The 13,868-nt window shown below is 28.2% G+C and carries 22 protein-coding genes; 4 read left to right on the top strand and 18 right to left on the bottom strand.

What is annotated here, in order from left to right; translation table 11 throughout:
• Window positions 1-8 precede the first annotated feature (8 nt).
• The 14 genes from AMYT_RS03815 to AMYT_RS03755 all read right to left on the bottom strand — a co-directional run bounded on the left by AMYT_RS03815 (window position 9) and on the right by AMYT_RS03755 (window position 8,587).
• Window positions 9-392, bottom strand: a complete 384-nt coding sequence (locus AMYT_RS03815; protein WP_114841233.1) for a phage protein GemA/Gp16 family protein — start codon at window positions 390-392, stop codon at window positions 9-11.
• An 86-nt stretch (window positions 393-478) separates the two neighbouring features.
• Complete coding sequence (locus tag AMYT_RS03810; protein ID WP_114841232.1) at window positions 479-1,390, bottom strand: AAA family ATPase; 912 nt, start codon at window positions 1,388-1,390, stop codon at window positions 479-481.
• On the bottom strand, window positions 1,387-1,677 hold the full coding sequence (locus tag AMYT_RS03805) for a hypothetical protein (RefSeq protein ID WP_114841231.1): 291 nt from the start codon (window positions 1,675-1,677) through the stop codon (window positions 1,387-1,389). Before AMYT_RS03805 ends, AMYT_RS03810 begins: the two co-directional genes overlap by 4 nt.
• Window positions 1,677-1,883, bottom strand: coding sequence for a hypothetical protein (locus AMYT_RS03800; RefSeq protein WP_114841230.1), 207 nt, complete (start codon window positions 1,881-1,883; stop codon window positions 1,677-1,679). The genes AMYT_RS03805 and AMYT_RS03800 overlap by 1 nt, the downstream gene beginning before the upstream one ends.
• 63 nt (window positions 1,884-1,946) lie before the next feature.
• The gene (locus AMYT_RS14920; RefSeq protein WP_162919462.1) at window positions 1,947-2,099 is read right to left on the bottom strand and encodes a hypothetical protein; all 153 of its coding nucleotides are present in this window, start codon (window positions 2,097-2,099) and stop codon (window positions 1,947-1,949) included.
• Window positions 2,100-2,229: 130 nt separating this feature from the next.
• Entirely contained in the window at window positions 2,230-2,598 is a 369-nt protein-coding gene (locus tag AMYT_RS03795; RefSeq protein WP_114841229.1) for a DUF2528 family protein, read from the bottom strand.
• Window positions 2,591-3,190 (bottom strand): N-acetylmuramoyl-L-alanine amidase, encoded by a 600-nt coding sequence (locus AMYT_RS03790; protein WP_114841228.1) that lies wholly within the window; start codon window positions 3,188-3,190, stop codon window positions 2,591-2,593. Before AMYT_RS03790 ends, AMYT_RS03795 begins: the two co-directional genes overlap by 8 nt.
• Window positions 3,187-3,873: a DUF3164 family protein gene (locus AMYT_RS03785; RefSeq protein ID WP_114841227.1), complete on the bottom strand. Its 687-nt coding sequence runs from the start codon at window positions 3,871-3,873 to the stop codon at window positions 3,187-3,189. Before AMYT_RS03785 ends, AMYT_RS03790 begins: the two co-directional genes overlap by 4 nt.
• Before the next feature lie 9 nt (window positions 3,874-3,882).
• Entirely contained in the window at window positions 3,883-4,158 is a 276-nt protein-coding gene (locus tag AMYT_RS03780; protein WP_114841226.1) for a hypothetical protein, read from the bottom strand.
• A 127-nt stretch (window positions 4,159-4,285) separates the two neighbouring features.
• Complete coding sequence (locus tag AMYT_RS03775) at window positions 4,286-4,501, bottom strand: hypothetical protein (RefSeq protein WP_114841225.1); 216 nt, start codon at window positions 4,499-4,501, stop codon at window positions 4,286-4,288.
• 117 nt (window positions 4,502-4,618) lie between these two features.
• On the bottom strand, window positions 4,619-5,539 hold the full coding sequence (locus AMYT_RS03770) for a hypothetical protein (protein WP_114841224.1): 921 nt from the start codon (window positions 5,537-5,539) through the stop codon (window positions 4,619-4,621).
• Window positions 5,529-6,233 carry an AAA family ATPase gene (locus AMYT_RS03765; RefSeq protein ID WP_114841223.1) on the bottom strand — a complete coding sequence of 235 codons (705 nt, stop codon included), beginning with the start codon at window positions 6,231-6,233 and terminating at the stop codon, window positions 5,529-5,531. Before AMYT_RS03765 ends, AMYT_RS03770 begins: the two co-directional genes overlap by 11 nt.
• A gap of 10 nt (window positions 6,234-6,243) precedes the next feature.
• The gene (locus tag AMYT_RS03760) at window positions 6,244-8,106 is read right to left on the bottom strand and encodes a Mu transposase C-terminal domain-containing protein (RefSeq protein ID WP_228197891.1); all 1,863 of its coding nucleotides are present in this window, start codon (window positions 8,104-8,106) and stop codon (window positions 6,244-6,246) included.
• Between the two features lie 235 nt (window positions 8,107-8,341).
• Entirely contained in the window at window positions 8,342-8,587 is a 246-nt protein-coding gene (locus tag AMYT_RS03755; protein ID WP_191287682.1) for a hypothetical protein, read from the bottom strand.
• A 122-nt stretch (window positions 8,588-8,709) separates the two neighbouring features.
• Here AMYT_RS03755 and AMYT_RS03750 point away from each other — a divergent pair, with 122 nt between their 5' ends.
• Complete coding sequence (locus AMYT_RS03750; protein WP_114841220.1) at window positions 8,710-8,904, top strand: hypothetical protein; 195 nt, start codon at window positions 8,710-8,712, stop codon at window positions 8,902-8,904.
• On the opposite strand, the gene AMYT_RS03745 is transcribed toward AMYT_RS03750, so the two are convergent.
• Window positions 8,901-9,140 carry a hypothetical protein gene (locus tag AMYT_RS03745; protein ID WP_114841219.1) on the bottom strand — a complete coding sequence of 80 codons (240 nt, stop codon included), beginning with the start codon at window positions 9,138-9,140 and terminating at the stop codon, window positions 8,901-8,903. The genes AMYT_RS03750 and AMYT_RS03745 overlap by 4 nt on opposite strands.
• Window positions 9,141-9,461: 321 nt before the next feature.
• Here AMYT_RS03745 and AMYT_RS03740 point away from each other — a divergent pair, with 321 nt between their 5' ends.
• The 3 genes from AMYT_RS03740 to AMYT_RS03730 all read left to right on the top strand — a co-directional run bounded on the left by AMYT_RS03740 (window position 9,462) and on the right by AMYT_RS03730 (window position 11,424).
• Entirely contained in the window at window positions 9,462-10,118 is a 657-nt protein-coding gene (locus tag AMYT_RS03740; RefSeq protein WP_114841218.1) for a S24 family peptidase, read from the top strand.
• Between the two features lie 10 nt (window positions 10,119-10,128).
• Complete coding sequence (locus AMYT_RS03735) at window positions 10,129-10,470, top strand: hypothetical protein (RefSeq protein ID WP_114841217.1); 342 nt, start codon at window positions 10,129-10,131, stop codon at window positions 10,468-10,470.
• Window positions 10,471-11,028: 558 nt separating this feature from the next.
• Window positions 11,029-11,424, top strand: a complete 396-nt coding sequence (locus AMYT_RS03730) for a DoxX family protein (protein WP_114841216.1) — start codon at window positions 11,029-11,031, stop codon at window positions 11,422-11,424.
• A 13-nt stretch (window positions 11,425-11,437) separates the two neighbouring features.
• On the opposite strand, the gene AMYT_RS03725 is transcribed toward AMYT_RS03730, so the two are convergent.
• From AMYT_RS03725 to AMYT_RS03715, 3 genes are all read right to left on the bottom strand, one after another.
• Window positions 11,438-11,914 carry a MarR family winged helix-turn-helix transcriptional regulator gene (locus tag AMYT_RS03725; RefSeq protein WP_114841215.1) on the bottom strand — a complete coding sequence of 159 codons (477 nt, stop codon included), beginning with the start codon at window positions 11,912-11,914 and terminating at the stop codon, window positions 11,438-11,440.
• A 25-nt stretch (window positions 11,915-11,939) separates the two neighbouring features.
• Window positions 11,940-12,167: a DUF2798 domain-containing protein gene (locus AMYT_RS03720; RefSeq protein ID WP_114841214.1), complete on the bottom strand. Its 228-nt coding sequence runs from the start codon at window positions 12,165-12,167 to the stop codon at window positions 11,940-11,942.
• 184 nt (window positions 12,168-12,351) lie between these two features.
• Window positions 12,352-13,812 carry a protein adenylyltransferase SelO gene (locus AMYT_RS03715; protein ID WP_114841213.1) on the bottom strand — a complete coding sequence of 487 codons (1,461 nt, stop codon included), beginning with the start codon at window positions 13,810-13,812 and terminating at the stop codon, window positions 12,352-12,354.
• Window positions 13,813-13,868: the final 56 nt, after the last annotated feature.

Raw genomic sequence — 13,868 nt, 5'->3', positions numbered from 1 at the left:
AATCCCTCCTATTGCATTTTATCAATAGCAATAATTACCTTTGTAGCCTCAGCCTTAGTAAGAACTTCAATACTACTTCTTTGAGTGATTCTTTCAATAAATGCATTCATAGCACTTGTACTTTTCTTCTTAGCTTTATCTTCCCAAGTAGTTTTAATCTTCTGTTTTTGTGCTGATGTGATAGGAGCTACCAAAGGTATATCACTTACTTTTCTAAGGCAAAAGTTAAGCATTTGATTTAGCTGGTCAATACTCATGTGTTTTGTACTAACACAATTAAATCTACTTTTCATAAAATCTCGCCTTGACTCATCGTCTGGAAACACATTCTTTTTATTGATTTGTATCTTTTGAATGAGTGACTTTTTATATTGTTGTTGTTTCCCAGTCATTACTTCCCTTTGTTTTACAACTATTACAACAACTACAACATAGCGATTTTACGGTATGTTGTAGTTGTTGTTTATGTTGTTTGTTTTTATAGTAAAGAATAAATATGCTTCTTACCATCTTGTTCCATCTTGTAAAACTCACCCTCAAACTTCTTAAGTAAGTTAATAGCAGTCTTATTATCTTTACGTGTTCCAATACCCTCTAAAACATCTGTTTTATTTAAACCTTTTGGATGCTTAGCCAACAGTGCTTTTACATTATTTACAAACTCCGTCTCTTGTGAATCCATTCTTGAAGTCACTGCATCAGCTTTGGTCATCTCTAAAGTATTAGTATTGATTTTCCAATCACACGCTCTTACTCCAGACCTCTCTTTTTTAGGGTCTAAGTTTACAACAATATACTCACCCATTACAGATTTAAGAAGTGTTTGTTTAAACATAACATCAAGTGAGTTCTTGATATTGTTACTTCCTTCATAGTTCTTACCATCTTTATTTGAGTGTGCAATACCTACAACAGTCATACCAGCTTCCCTTATATCCATAAGTAAGTTCATCATATACATAGCTTTTTCATCGTTCTTAATATTAGTTACATTTCTCCAGCTATCAATGATTAAAACCATATCTTCATAAGCATGATGTTTTGAGTTATCTTTATGAGCTAATTTTTCAAGTAATTCAATAGGTGACTCTTCTAAATCACTTCTATGGATATATTTAAAATTTGCAAATCTATTCATAAGTAATTCTGATACACCTCTATCTTTAAGAGTATCAAGTGGATTATCTAAGTCGATATAGTAAACTCTCTTTGCCAAGTTGTGTTGACAAATATATGCAGCGACTCCATAACTTAACCATGTCTTAGCATTACCACCATCTGCATAATACATTGTAATCATTCTTTTGGGTAGAAAATCAGGTATTAAAAACTCTGTTTCTCTATACAATCTGTCAGAAGTTAGAGCAATGCCATCTAAGAAATCAATCATTTTGTTTGCCTCACTTTCTTTAATTCATTATCAAGCCAATCTTTTAACTTGGCTGCATTCTCATTGTTGACCAGTTCTGTCAACTCATCAAATGGATGCTTGTTATATTTCATCTGCACAAATAAAACTTTTAATAGCCACTTATTTAATACATCTTTATCATCTGTTTTTACTATCCTTTGAAAGTAGTTATAAAACTCTTCAAAGTTATTATAAGCACTAATATGCATACTTAAATTATTGTAAGCTCTATCTAACTTATCATTTCCTGTATTTGGAGTAAACATTAAGCACCTCCTATAAAGCCACATTTTTTACACTCTACAACTATTACAGAATAAGAACCAATGATTTCATAGTCATGTTTACATTTTGATTGGATTTTTTTTATAACATTATTTGCTTTTTCAATAACTTCTTTATTTTTTTTTATAGTCATTTGGCATTCTTCAATTATTCCATTTAATATTTGAAGTTGATCATCAAAATCCATATTTTCTCCTTTATATAATCTCAATAGAGCCTACTTCAAAAAGTAAGCTCTCAAAAATTACTATTATTCATTATCCTCATAAACAAGGATAAAATCTCCTATCTCTTCCTGTACTTCAGTAACAGGATGTTCCCATTTATCATCAGTTTCTCTTACTCTTACAATATCTTCATCTTTTGCATTTTTTAGTAACTCTTTTAACTCTTTAACTGTCATTTTATAAGTACTCCATTTGGTCTATGCCTTTTTTAATTTGTTCCAATGTTTGATTATATATATCAACATTGTCCTCTTTTGAGTGTTGATTTAAATCTTCAAATAATGCTAAAACTCCATTTCTTGAAAACTATTTTTCTTTAACACTAAAATCAACATCTAAATCACTAAGCTCAAAATCATCACAATATTCAAGCTTAATTCCATATTGTCCATCAATTGATGGAAAACCTTCAATTCCTTCATTAAAAGCTTTTATTGCTGCATTCACACCACAATAAAATGAACTCTTCATATGTAACCTAATAATTTCATTTCCTATTAATCTTGATACACACTTATAAATACAATTATCAACATCCTCTAATCTATTTTTACTACCACCCCAAAAGTTATTAATTTCATGACATTTTTTTTGCGTTTCTGGAGTATCATCAAAAACAATTTTTATATCTACAACATCTATATAAGTAACTGTCACTTCTATTTTTTTACTCATTTTCTTTCCTTACATTAAAGTTAATAGTTATCATTCTATGACCTTTTAAATACTTCAAACTCAAGTCAATTGCTTCACAAAACCATCTAGTTAAATCACCATTTAAGAAGCACTCGTCTGCTCTTAAAAAATCATCATCATTATCTATAAAAAAAGGTTCACATATAATGCAAGGAGCTTTTGTATATCTAAGTAAATATCCTCCTCTATCTTCTACTGTTCTTGATTTAATACCTCTATCTCTATTGTCTAATCTTTGGACTAAATGATTTTGAAAAAGTCTTGCAACTTCTTTACTTTTTTCACTCTTATAGTAATAAAGCATCTCACAACCAAAAGCTTCAGTATCAAATGCATTACAATGTAAACTTACAATCAAATCAGGATTTAATTCATTTATCTCTTGTGGAAGATTTTTATAGCCATTTTCTCTATATACAACGATAATCTCATCTTCAGGATTTAACTTCCAAAAATTATGCTCTATATCATGAGCTAACTTCTGATTAAAATCAAACTCACTTACATCATAAGAGCTATTTCTAGCTCCTTTTGATGTTTCACTATGTCCAATTATTACTGCTACTTTCATTGATTATCTCCTTGCTTTTCTTTTACAAGCTCTTTTTTAACTGTTTGAATTTCACTTTCTTCAACTGGAAGTGCTGCTAAATCTAAAACAATAGTTTCCATTCCACCATCTATTTTAAGTCCTGCTCTTTGCTTAAATCTAATGTATGATTTAGTTCCTGCAATCTCTGTAGCTTCATCAATCATACTCATTGCTTCTTTCCATTTTGGATGAGTGATGTTATATGACTTAAGACCTATAATCTGCTTTGCATCAACCTTTCCATTCTTCACATCAAAAGCTCTTGTAATTAGTGTTTGGATTTCTGAGTCTAAGTTCTCTGTTTTATGAGTTAAGTACTCATCTATCTTTTCTTTTGCAAGAGTTAGCTTTTGATCAAAAGTAATCAACTTTGCAACTTGGATTTGCACCTCTTTTATTCCATTGAAACTTTTTAAAGTTACAGCTCCTACAGTGCTAGTAATTCGTTCCATCTCATATTCTTTTCTAAGTAAGTCAACAAATGCATAGCACTCAGCAAAAGCTTTAATTTTAAAATCTTTCATTTGTTTGTGCAGAACCAATGCAGACTCTACTAACCCTTCAACAAGCTCATCTTCTATTTGCTTGTCAACTCTAACCATATCAGGGTGTTTAAAGTTCCCCTCCTTGTCTTGCCATTTCCCATTCACAATTACTGCCATTTTTACTCCTTAAATTTCTTTAAATTCTTTTTCTAGCTTTACTTTTTTTGCTATTAAAATGTGGTCAACTGTATTTACAATTTTGTCTATATCTTCTTTTGAAAAAATATTTCCTTCTGCTTCAAACCCTATACCTCTATTTTCACTTGCTGAAACTAGCTGTACACCATGACAAGAGTGATTATCTTTAAAGCTTTTATACTTATAAAGTAGTTCATACAACTTCTTTATCTTTTTTAACTCATCATCAATTTTTTTTGCTCTTTCAAACTTTTCTCTATTCATTTTTTTTCCTTTCTTTTTTGCTTTTAAAATGTGAGTAAAACTCAATAAAGGGCTTTTTTAGACAATGCTTTATCTAAGGCAGTTAAGCCCTCTATGAATTTTTAACATTTAAATTTCTTTTTTGATTTTATTTAGTAGGTATCAATCCATCTTCTAAGTTACTATTTGCAATACCCAAATAACCATATCTGAAATTACAATCAGTTTTTATTTTCCATCCATGAAGGCTGCAAAGTCTTATTAGTATATCCTTACTAGCTTCATAGGATACATTTATCTCTTGCCCTTCACTTTGGATAGCAATACTTCCATCTTCACTTGTATATACTTTTGTATCATTCATATAATTACTCCTTGAATGGTATTTTTTCTTTATCTTCTTTTCTACTTCGTAGCACCTCATTTAATATAAAACCAACAATAAAGCATAATATACTTATCACTAATATTATTCCTGTATTCATAGTTCTTCAATCTCCTTTGCAAGTTCTTTTAAATTTGTTGTTTTAGCTTCAACACCAATAATTTTTGTACTATTAATTTTTCTATAAATATTATCAATCATTTTTTTTGGATTAGGGTATTTTTCTCTTATAATTAAACTAATAGTAGCTTTTGAAACATTTACTAATTTAACTAATTCTGCTCGTCCCAAGTTCTTATCAGTTTCTTTTATAACTGACATTTTATTTTTATAATCACTTGATTTTTTATAAGTATCTTCTAGCTTACTTTTTTCTGTTTCTCCTTTATTTTTCAATGTATATTCAAATTTTTTAGAAGCTCTTTTATATTTATCATTTTCAAACTCTTCTTTTTTGGGTTTTATAACCTTTAAAACCACTCCCTTTTCTATTAAAGAATTTATTTGTTGATACTCTTTTTTTGCTATTAAGTTTTTAATTTGAATATAAATATTTTTATTTATTTCAAAAGAACCTTTATAGTTTCTAGGAACATATCCCTCTTTCTCTTTTTTTATTAATAATTCAATTTTTTCAAGCTTTTTAATTGCCTGTTTAAAAGTACTACCTAATAACTTACTCTTTGAAAATAAAAAAGTATAAGAAACCTCTTCTTGTGATATATCAAGTAATGAAAAAACTTTAAGAAAAGGAGTTAATGATTTACTTCCACTTTTTGAAGTTTTAGTAATATTCCCTATATTTAAATCTAGTCTTTTTAATACACTATACATTCTATTTGTAATAGTTTTAGGATTATTATCAAGTCGAATAAAGCCTTTTGATTCATACTGTGCTAATACATTTAATAAGTACTCAATAGTTGCACCTGTAACAAGCATTGCATCAGAAAATACAAAAAACTTTTTTCGTCTTATATACTTCCAAATTTTTACCTCTATTTTTTCAATGTTCATTTATTTTCTCCACTTCACTTGCTTTAAAAGTTTTTAAATCAACACTATCATAATCATTAAGTTCACAATAGTTTTCAAGGGCAGTAATTAGAACTTTTATTGGTCTAAAATTTCTATACTTATTATGTAAATATTCAACTAAATCATTTTCAATTTTAATTGTTGAACTATCACATAATCTTCGTATATCATTTAAAGTAGTAGGAATCATCTTAATTTTTCTTGCAAATCGATCATAATAATGTGCATCTTTTTTAAACTTCTTTTCACATTGTTCCATTCCTGTAAAAACAATAGGTGTCTTTGCAACATCATGTATATCTCTTAGCATTACAAGTAAAATCCTTTTATTGTTTTCAAATAAAGTATCTATTTCATCAATTATCAAAATTCTTGGATGCTCAGTTAATTCATCAATTACTCTATTTTGTAAAGTTGCAGTCGATCCTTTATCATCCAAACCTAACTCAAAACATATATCTATAAGCATACTTTTAGCTGTCCATCCACCAAGAGTTCTAACTAAAGCAGCATCTAGTTCTGCTGATAATCTTTCAATAATTAAACTTTTACCTCTTCCCGCATTTCCAAAAAATAAGCCCATTTTTTCCATATCTCTTGGTAAATCTTTTAACTCTTTAAGTGCTTCTAAGCACATAATATAATTATCTGTTGTAATAAATTTATGCTGCATATATATCTCCTTATGATATTTTTAATTGTTGTTTTGCAATCTCTACTAAATCAGGATGTTTATCCATCAATACTTTGTCTCTATCATTCATTTTGTCTTGGTGTTCAAGAACCCAAACAAATCTTTCAACTTTAGATTTAAAAGGTGGTCTTCCGCTTGGCAATACTTTAGTTGGCTTTCCACTTTCATCTTTATTTTTAAAGTCAAATTTGTTTGATTTTTCTAAAGCTTTCAAATCTTCAGTTTCAATAATTAGTGCATTTCTTTTCAATGCATCAATCATCTCACTTTGCTTTGGAACTGTTATTGTATAAGTATCAACTTCATCTTTGATATTTTCTATTCTTGTTTCAATTGTTACATCAGCTAAGTTCTTAGCTTCTTTTAACATTTTGTCAAGATGCCGTGTAAGTGCATTCCATTTACTCTCAATTTTTTTAGACACTGCTCTACTTTGTCCAGTATGTTCTAAATCTTCAGCTATACAAATGAAATTCATATTCATATCATGAACAAAGATATATCCCATATCATCAGGAGCCAAGATAAAAACACTTTTTCCTAAATGCTCAATTAGTTTCTCATGTGCATAATTGCACTTATCAAAACTAATTCCCTTTTTTCCTACTTTTCTAATAACACTTTCACCAAGTAATAAATTCAACATATTTGGATCGGAAATACTCTCAGCAGGAATCACACATTGTTGCCACTTTGCAACAGGTGTCATCTCAATACTTTTATGAACTTTTCGCTCATAAATTCTATGAACCCATTTATCACACATATCTTGCAGTTCGTTTGCTGTTTTTAAAACATTCAGCTCTAAACCTAAGTTCTCTTTTTTAATCTTCCAAGCATCTCTTATTTGCTTTCTCTCATCAGGTGTCTTTTTACTCTGTAAAGCTCTCCATGCCTCAATAGAGTTAACCTTTTGTGCAAAAGATTGTCTTGCTTGTATCTTTTCTCTTTGAGATACATTACTTCCTACAAATCCAGCTACTTGCATAAAAAGCTGTCTTGATAATGTTCCAAAAACTCTCTCAATATGTGGCTTTTTCTCTCCACTAAATGGTGGTACAATGATAGGATTAATTTTTAAGTTATAACAAACACTCATAAAGTGATTTGATGTATAATCCTTACCATTATCAATAATAACATTTTGTGGAATACCAAGTGTAAGTATGGCTTTTCTTAAAAGCTGTGCAATACTATAAGAGTTAGATGTTTCAGCTACATGAAAAACCACTCTTCTTGAATAAACATCCATTGCAGCCATAATAGCATAACGCTTTCCATCTTCACATATAATATCTGCAGGTGTCGAGTCAAGTTCCCAATAATGGTTTTTATGCTTGGCTTTCGCACTCATATTTCCAACTGCTGGTTTAAACTTATTCTTTGCACCATCAGGTGATTGTGCAAATGCATAAAGTAATGGATTATCTCGCTTCCACTCTTTGTAATAATTCAATAAAACATCATATGATGGTAATGTTTCACCAAACTTATCAAGCATATTCAAATGCACATCAGTTATCTGAATAAATGTATCTTTGATAAAGTAAGCTTCTGCAACCTTTTTCATCTCTTCACTTAAACTCTTAACACCAGCTCCAGCTTTTGCACCTCGTCTATCAATAAAAGCTTCAACAACATTTGTACCAGCTTGTTTAGCAGCTTTATATTTGGCTATCCAATCATTCAGCTGTTTAGTTGATACCTTTCCAAGCACATCAAAATCAATACTTACTCTTAGTATATGTCTCAACCACTGCTCTTGGTTCATATTGTCATCACGTTTAAAATACTTTTCAATAAACTGACATTTTAAAATTGCCTTTTCTCTTTTGTGTTTACTTGCAGTCAAATAAACACTTGTAAAGCCAATATTAATAGTCTCTTCTTTTGTCTCTAGTTTATATCCATGTTTCTCAAGCTTCTTTTGATAACGCTTAGGTAAATCCTCAAACTGATAATGTTTGACAGGTCTTGTAGAACTTTCAATTTTTTTAGATTTGCAAGGAATATTTTTCAATGCATTAACTAAAGCTACATGAGATAATTCTAATAAGTCTTGTAACTTTTTACTTGTAAATTCCATTTTATTGCTCCTCTTTTTTCTCCCATGGAAGTGGTCCTATCCAAACCTTATCTTTTTTAAGCTGTGCAATAATCTTACGTACATCACCACTTTTTTTATTGCTTTGCTTTGTTCCAGTTGAATTACCTTTAAATACATCATATAAAGTACTTCTATCTACTCCAAAAGCTTTTGCATAGGCCATGGGAGAAAAACCACGTGAATCAAATCGTTCACGTAAATTCATATCTTTTAAACTTTTTTTCATTATTTTCCTTTAACTTACTTTAAAACATTTATAACAAACTATTATCTCTTATCAATATTCACAGTTAAGCCCTTGTTTGCTATGATAAATTCGCAACAAAACACAACAAAAAGGACTTAAATATGAACAGCTCAGAAGAATATCTTAAAAGTGAAGAGTGCATTACCGATGCAAAAATAGCAGCTCTTCTAAAAGTTTTAGAAAAAACTCATCCAAGTATTTGGCAAGAGTATGACAATGCCTTATCAGATGAGTTTTTAAAAAGAAACATTAGTCCAGGAGAGTTTCCTTTAGGCTATTACATAAAACAAGACTAAAACTGAGGAGCTATAGTAATAGCTCCTTTTTTATCAAGTTCGTTCATATATTTTATTGCTTCTTTTATTGCATCTTTTTTCTTTGAATGTCCATCAGTATAAAACTTTTTTTCATAACTTCCACTACTGTAACCTACATAAATCTCAACAGACCAATCTGTCATTTTTTGCCAAGTTAAACTAAGATTAAAACATCTACTTTTACACAACTCAGTTAACTTATTAAATTTTTTCATATCAACTCCTTTATATTCACTATTGAACCACCAAATAGTGACTCAAATATAAATACACTTACTCCTAATGTTACACAACAGTCCTACCTCACATTAGTTAGAATTTTTAGCCAGTCATCGTTTGCGTTGCTACTGGTTGAAATGTTAAAGAACATCGAATTTATAATATATATTTATAAATTTGCTTTAATTTGTGATATAATTTCTTTCGTATGTGTAAGAAATCATATCGAAATTATAAACAAATTATTTACATTTGTCAAGCATTTTGTAAATAATTTATTTCCATAATTATTCAAATACCTATTTTAAGGGCTTTAAATGACAAAATTAAGTAAACGATTTAGTGACGCGATAGAATTTATTGGTATTAAAAATGCTGATATTGTAAAAAAATATTCAGTATCAAGACAAAATGTAAACAATTTTATGACATCACAAAAAACTATGACAGAAAAATTTGCAGAAATATGTGATGGTGAAAATATAAATATCAATTGGTTATTAACAGGAAATGGAGAAATGTTCAACAATACATCTGTAAAAGAAGTATCAACTGAAGCTATTACCGTTAACTATTATCCAAATGTATATGCAGCTGCTGGAGGTGGTGCAATAAATGGACACTCAAATGTAGTGCCAATGTTATTCGATAAAGGCTTCTTAGAATCATTAGGATTAAAACAGTTTAAAAACCTTGATATGATAAAAGTAACTGGTGACTCAATGGAACCATTTATTCAAAATGGTGAGATGGTAATACTTGAAAGAAAAAACGAAGCTCAGAACAATGATGTAGTAGTTGCAAATATAAATGGACAAGTATATATAAAAAGATATGAAGCAGATCCCTTCTTTAAATGGATTAAATTAAAAAGTGAAAATGAATTTTCAGGAGATATACTGTTAGAGAACCAAGAAGAGATGGATGCACTTTCTATTATAGGTATAGTAAGAGCAAAAATAAGACCATTTTAGGAAACTCATTATGTCAAACTACGGTATTTGCAACTTAATTATTCATGTAGACAAAGATGAAGAATATGTAATTTCACAAATCCTTGAGTATGAAGATATACTTCAACTATGTGGATTGCCAAGAATATCTGAAAAATATATTCACAATTACACCATTAAAGTAATCAAGAGAGGCCAAGACTTTACTCTGGATTGTCAACTAAAAAGCTATAATAGACTAGGTGTTTCAAAAGCTGTTTATGATTTTGATGACCCTTACTCTACTTTAGAACAACATTTTTTTAGTGCAGCTAACTCATTAGCAGCTGGTTATGATCACACACTTCATCTAAACGCTTTCAATTATGAATAATATAATCTAAATAATATTTGCATTTAAAAAGTGGATAGAGTTACTTATTATATTTTGATAATGTAACACTTAACACTTTTTAAAAGCAAATATGTACTAGTTACATTAGTTACATTACTACATTACATTACCACGATTTTACAACTTAAAACACTTTTTAATATTCATACATAATATTCGAAAGATAATTGATATAATCGAAGCTTAAAAGATAGATTAATTTTTTGAACACTTATTGAACAATATATAGTTGTTTTTGAACACTTACTTTTTTACAACATAAAGTAAAAAATGCTACAACTCCTATAAAATGGTAGGTTTGTTAAAAAATTGCCTTTGGAATGGCACTTACTTTTTATACACTACCTTACATTAATAGTGAAGTATCAATATTTAGTAAGTCTACAAATTATAGTAATAAAAATAAATATTTATTTAGTAAATATTAAATTTTTCTGAATAATTATGAATATTACTTGTTTTTAAGAATGATTATTAGAAAGTTTTAAGTTCATCTAGTGCATAATTTAAAATTGATGATTTATAAAGGTATATATTATGAATAGAACAACTGATTCTGATATTGGGAAACTAATACTAAGGCTAACAGTAGCTATTTTAATGCTTTTTCATGGTTATGCAAAAATTATCCATGGGGTTAGTTTTGTTGAAAATATGTTAGTTGAAAAAAATTTACCCGAAATTTTAGCATATGGAGTTTATATTGGTGAAGTTTTAGCCCCTATATTTTTAATCTTTGGATATATGACAAGATTAAGTGCCTTTACTATACTTTGCACAATGCTAACAGCAATTTATTTAGTACATCCAAATGATATTTTCCTTTTAAATAAGTTTGGTGCACCTGTTTTAGAAACTATCTATTTTTACATATTTAGTTGTATTGCTATCCTATTTTTAGGGCCAGGTAAAATAGCATTTGATTCAAAGTAAAAGAAGAATTCTTTTACTTTGAAAGAGTAATCAACTTTTCCAAACTATTACTTATATTACTAATTTCTTCTTTATTTAATTTAGAAAAAACATCTTTTTCAATTTTTAATATTTTAGGAAAGACTTCTAAAACTACTTGTTCACCTTTAGTAGTAATACTAATAGGCTTTGTTCTTAAATCATCTAAAAATATCTCTTTTGTTATATAGTTCTTTTTTTCCAATCTTTGAATAAGCTTTGTAATTCCACCTGTTGAAAAAAGCAACTTTTTATATAAATCACTTGGCTTTAAAAAATCATTTTCATTTTCATGTAAAACAACTAAAATCTCCAATTCATAAAAAGTTAATTGATGTTTTTTTAAAATTTTTTCAATTTCTTTTTTTAAGATGTCATTTATCTGATATATTTTTGAAGCAAGAGTAAAAATTGGATTTGTTGTGAGTTTTTCAAAAATTATTGGCTCTAAATTTTGTGACTTTGGATTCATAAAAATTCTTTAAATAACTATTATTTTAATCTTTTTTTATTAAAAAATCAACAAGTTTAGTTACAAAGGGTGCCACAAAAAATACAATTGGAAAAGCAATAAAAAATGCTTTGTAAAATGCAGTAATCCACATATATATAAAAGTATCAATAAATCCTAGATTTAAAAAAGTAATAGCAAAACTCATAATAAATGTCATAAAAAGTGCCATCAAAAAAGAAAATAGCAATCTTCTATATTTTTTATTTATCAAAATAACCTCTTAAATTAATTTTTGAAAATATAACTAAATTGTGGTTAAATTTATATCAATAATTTATTATTTATTATAACACACTAGTTAAATATATAATGACACAAATACTTACTTCTTTTTACTTAATGAATGTGTAAGTTGTCATATTAGAATTAGACAAAAGTAGGATTAATTTTTAATCCTACGAAGAACAAGAAAGTCTAATATTTGCTAAATTTATAGGTGTAGGTTTTGAATATCGTTCAAAAGCTGGATGTTCATCAAAAGGGTTTTGAGCAATATTTAATAACTCATTTACTAAAGTAAAATCTCCTTCTTGTGCCTTTTGTATTGCCTCTTGAAGCATATAATTTTTAATAATATATTTAGGATTTACTTTTTTCATAGCTTCAACTCTTTGATTATAACTTCTTGGGTCTATTAAAATCGCTTTTTTATATTCATTAAACCACTCTTTCATAAAAGCAGGATAAATACAATTATCTAAAATTAAACTAATATCTTCATAATCTTTTAATTGAGTTAGCAAGTAAAAAAACACATTATAATCAATTTTTGTTTTTTCTAAAGTATCTAAAAGTTTTAATATTAAATCAAGGTATCTATCACCACTTAAAGTTGAATCAAGCCCCAATCTTTCGCAAATTAACTCCAAATATGCCTTTTCATGCTGAGAAAAAAAGCTTTCTAAATATTCTAACATTTCATCTAAATTAGCTATTTGTTTTAAAGCATAGGCTAATACTTTTAAATTCCATTTTGCAATAAAAGGTTGATTATTATAAGAATATCTTCCCTCCACATCTGTATGATTACAAATACAATGTTTTTCAAAATAGTCCATAAAACTAAAAGGACCATAATCAATAGTAACTCCAGCAATACTCATATTATCTGTATTCATAACCCCATGCATAAACCCATATACTTGCCATTTTGCCAATAAAACTGCTGTCTTATCAACTAGTTCATAAAACATTTTTTGATATTTATTTTCTTCATTTAATAAATGAGCATAATTTTCTTTTATTACAAAATCTGCTAAATTTAATAAATTTTCTTTAGAATTTTTAGTTCTTGCGAAAAATTCAAAAGTTCCAATTCTTATCCAAGAAGGAGATACTCTTAATACAATTGCACCTTTTTCTGCTTCCCACATATTTCTATATACATCATGTTGTGAGCCAATTAAAGCTAAAGCTCTTGTTGTGGGAATATCAAGTGCATACATAGCTTCACTTATAATATATTCTCTAATAGAAGACCTTAAAACTGCTCTTCCATCTCCTTGTCTTGAATATTTAGTTAAACCTGAACCTTTAGTTTGCAAATGCCAAGAGTTTATGCTTCCAAGATTTATAGCTCTTCCATCTCCTAATTGTGGAACAAAATAGCCAAATTGATGCCCAGCATATACCATAGAGTATGGAATAGAACCTTTTAAAACTTTTTTTCCATTAATAAAATCTACAAAATCTTTACTTTCACACTCACTATAATCAAGACCTATTTCATCACACATTTTTTTATTGTATGAGATTAAAAAAGCTTTATTTAAAGGAGTTGGTTTAAGTAGTTGGTATAAATCTTCATCTACACTATTTAAATAATTTGTTTGTAATACTAATTCATCTAACTTCATAAAAACTCTTTTTATTTGTAAAATAACAAAACAAGACAAAATTTATCTTATATTAT

Origin of the sequence: Malaciobacter mytili LMG 24559 (assembly GCF_003346775.1) — a bacterium.
GTDB classification, from domain to species: domain Bacteria; phylum Campylobacterota; class Campylobacteria; order Campylobacterales; family Arcobacteraceae; genus Malaciobacter; species Malaciobacter mytili.
Note: the sequence above shows the minus strand (reverse complement) of the source record. Positions and strands in the feature narration are given on the sequence as shown.

Coding starts and splice junctions, on each gene's coding strand:
- AMYT_RS03815 (WP_114841233.1), bottom strand. CDS start 392: ATGACTGGGAAACAACAACAATATAAAAAGTCACTCATTCAAAAGATA.
- AMYT_RS03810 (WP_114841232.1), bottom strand. CDS start 1,390: ATGATTGATTTCTTAGATGGCATTGCTCTAACTTCTGACAGATTGTAT.
- AMYT_RS03805 (WP_114841231.1), bottom strand. CDS start 1,677: ATGTTTACTCCAAATACAGGAAATGATAAGTTAGATAGAGCTTACAAT.
- AMYT_RS03800 (WP_114841230.1), bottom strand. CDS start 1,883: ATGGATTTTGATGATCAACTTCAAATATTAAATGGAATAATTGAAGAA.
- AMYT_RS14920 (WP_162919462.1), bottom strand. CDS start 2,099: ATGACAGTTAAAGAGTTAAAAGAGTTACTAAAAAATGCAAAAGATGAA.
- AMYT_RS03795 (WP_114841229.1), bottom strand. CDS start 2,598: ATGAGTAAAAAAATAGAAGTGACAGTTACTTATATAGATGTTGTAGAT.
- AMYT_RS03790 (WP_114841228.1), bottom strand. CDS start 3,190: ATGAAAGTAGCAGTAATAATTGGACATAGTGAAACATCAAAAGGAGCT.
- AMYT_RS03785 (WP_114841227.1), bottom strand. CDS start 3,873: ATGGCAGTAATTGTGAATGGGAAATGGCAAGACAAGGAGGGGAACTTT.
- AMYT_RS03780 (WP_114841226.1), bottom strand. CDS start 4,158: ATGAATAGAGAAAAGTTTGAAAGAGCAAAAAAAATTGATGATGAGTTA.
- AMYT_RS03775 (WP_114841225.1), bottom strand. CDS start 4,501: ATGAATGATACAAAAGTATATACAAGTGAAGATGGAAGTATTGCTATC.
- AMYT_RS03770 (WP_114841224.1), bottom strand. CDS start 5,539: ATGAACATTGAAAAAATAGAGGTAAAAATTTGGAAGTATATAAGACGA.
- AMYT_RS03765 (WP_114841223.1), bottom strand. CDS start 6,233: ATGCAGCATAAATTTATTACAACAGATAATTATATTATGTGCTTAGAA.
- AMYT_RS03755 (WP_191287682.1), bottom strand. CDS start 8,587: ATGAAAAAAAGTTTAAAAGATATGAATTTACGTGAACGATTTGATTCA.
- AMYT_RS03750 (WP_114841220.1), top strand. CDS start 8,710: ATGAACAGCTCAGAAGAATATCTTAAAAGTGAAGAGTGCATTACCGAT.
- AMYT_RS03745 (WP_114841219.1), bottom strand. CDS start 9,140: ATGAAAAAATTTAATAAGTTAACTGAGTTGTGTAAAAGTAGATGTTTT.
- AMYT_RS03740 (WP_114841218.1), top strand. CDS start 9,462: ATGACAAAATTAAGTAAACGATTTAGTGACGCGATAGAATTTATTGGT.
- AMYT_RS03735 (WP_114841217.1), top strand. CDS start 10,129: ATGTCAAACTACGGTATTTGCAACTTAATTATTCATGTAGACAAAGAT.
- AMYT_RS03730 (WP_114841216.1), top strand. CDS start 11,029: ATGAATAGAACAACTGATTCTGATATTGGGAAACTAATACTAAGGCTA.
- AMYT_RS03725 (WP_114841215.1), bottom strand. CDS start 11,914: ATGAATCCAAAGTCACAAAATTTAGAGCCAATAATTTTTGAAAAACTC.
- AMYT_RS03715 (WP_114841213.1), bottom strand. CDS start 13,812: ATGAAGTTAGATGAATTAGTATTACAAACAAATTATTTAAATAGTGTA.